Below are 2,493 nucleotides of genomic sequence, written 5' to 3'. Positions count from 1 at the left end.
AACACAGTGGACGCGAGCAACTGAGGACAAGCCCTCGGCCTATTAGTACCGGTCACCTCCACACCTTGCGGTGCTTCCAGATCCGGCCTATCAACCCAGTCGTCTACTGGGAGCCTTAACCCCTCAAGGGGGTGGGAGTCCTCATCTCGAAGCAGGCTTCCCGCTTAGATGCTTTCAGCGGTTATCCCTCCCGAACGTAGCCAACCAGCCATGCCCTTGGCAGGACAACTGGCACACCAGAGGTTCGTCCGTCCCGGTCCTCTCGTACTAGGGACAGCCCTTCTCAAGACTCCTACGCGCACAGCGGATAGGGACCGAACTGTCTCACGACGTTCTAAACCCAGCTCGCGTACCGCTTTAATGGGCGAACAGCCCAACCCTTGGGACCGACTCCAGCCCCAGGATGCGACGAGCCGACATCGAGGTGCCAAACCATCCCGTCGATATGGACTCTTGGGGAAGATCAGCCTGTTATCCCCGGGGTACCTTTTATCCGTTGAGCGACGGCGCTTCCACAAGCCACCGCCGGATCACTAGTCCCGACTTTCGTCCCTGCTCGACCCGTCGGTCTCACAGTCAAGCTCCCTTGTGCACTTACACTCAACACCTGATTGCCAACCAGGCTGAGGGAACCTTTGGGCGCCTCCGTTACTCTTTAGGAGGCAACCGCCCCAGTTAAACTACCCATCAGACACTGTCCCTGATCCGGATCACGGACCCAGGTTAGACATCCAGCACGACCAGACTGGTATTTCAACGACGACTCCCCCTGAACTGGCGTCCAGAGTTCACAGTCTCCCAGCTATCCTACACAAGCCGAACCGAACACCAATATCAAACTGTAGTAAAGGTCCCGGGGTCTTTCCGTCCTGCTGCGCGAAACGAGCATCTTTACTCGTAGTGCAATTTCACCGGGCCTATGGTTGAGACAGTCGAGAAGTCGTTACGCCATTCGTGCAGGTCGGAACTTACCCGACAAGGAATTTCGCTACCTTAGGATGGTTATAGTTACCACCGCCGTTTACTGGCGCTTAAGTTCTCAGCTTCGCCACACCGAAATGTGACTAACCGGTCCCCTTAACGTTCCAGCACCGGGCAGGCGTCAGTCCGTATACATCGCCTTACGGCTTCGCACGGACCTGTGTTTTTAGTAAACAGTCGCTTCTCGCTGGTCTCTGCGGCCACCCCCAGCTCAGGAAGTAAATCCCATCACCAGGAATGGCCCCCCTTCTCCCGAAGTTACGGGGGCATTTTGCCGAGTTCCTTAACCATAGTTCACCCGAACGCCTCGGTATTCTCTACCTGACCACCTGAGTCGGTTTAGGGTACGGGCCGCCATGAAACTCGCTAGAGGCTTTTCTCGACAGCATAGGATCATCCACTTCACCACAATCGGCTCGGCATCAGGTCTCAGCCACAAGTACGACGGATTTACCTATCGCACGGCCTACACCCTTACCCCGGGACAACCACCGCCCGGGATGGACTACCTTCCTGCGTCACCCCATCACTCACCTACTAACCGCTTGGTTCGGCGGCTCCACCACTTTCCTTTCCCCGAAGGGTCCGGAACGGCTTCACGGCCTTAGCATCACGATGCTCGATGTTTGACGCTTCACAGCGGGTACCGGAATATCAACCGGTTATCCATCGACTACGCCTGTCGGCCTCGCCTTAGGTCCCGACTTACCCTGGGCAGATCAGCTTGACCCAGGAACCCTTAGTCAATCGGCGCAAACGTTTCTCACGTTTGTATCGCTACTCATGCCTGCATTCTCACTCGTGAACCGTCCACAACTCGCTTCCGCGGCTGCTTCACCCGGCACACGACGCTCCCCTACCCATCACAGCCGGCGTTGGCCGTATTGCTGCAATGACACGACTTCGGCGGTACGCTTGAGCCCCGCTACATTGTCGGCGCGGAATCACTAGACCAGTGAGCTATTACGCACTCTTTCAAGGGTGGCTGCTTCTAAGCCAACCTCCTGGTTGTCTGTGCGACTCCACATCCTTTCCCACTTAGCGTACGCTTAGGGGCCTTAGTCGATGCTCTGGGCTGTTTCCCTCTCGACCATGGAGCTTATCCCCCACAGTCTCACTGCCGCGCTCTCACTTACCGGCATTCGGAGTTTGGCTAAGGTCAGTAACCCGGTAGGGCCCATCGCCTATCCAGTGCTCTACCTCCGGCAAGAAACACACGACGCTGCACCTAAATGCATTTCGGGGAGAACCAGCTATCACGGAGTTTGATTGGCCTTTCACCCCTAACCACAGGTCATCCCCCAGGTTTTCAACCCTGGTGGGTTCGGTCCTCCACGAAGTCTTACCTCCGCTTCAACCTGCCCATGGCTAGATCACTCCGCTTCGGGTCTTGAGCGTGCTACTGAATCGCCCTGTTCGGACTCGCTTTCGCTACGGCTTCCCCACTCGGGTTAACCTCGCAACACACCGCAAACTCGCAGGCTCATTCTTCAAAAGGCACGCAGTCACGAG

1 rRNA gene (only partly in view) is annotated in these 2,493 nt (G+C 56.7%); it reads right to left on the bottom strand.

Annotation, left to right across the window (positions count from 1 at the left end):
• Positions 1-22 precede the first annotated feature (22 nt).
• Positions 23-2,493 (bottom strand): 23S ribosomal RNA (locus ACH4NX_RS38250); it runs 729 nt beyond the window's last position.

The organism is Streptomyces sp. NPDC017225, from assembly GCF_044331465.1.
Taxonomy (GTDB): domain Bacteria; phylum Actinomycetota; class Actinomycetes; order Streptomycetales; family Streptomycetaceae; genus Streptomyces.
This window is presented reverse-complemented; position numbering and strand designations above follow the sequence as displayed.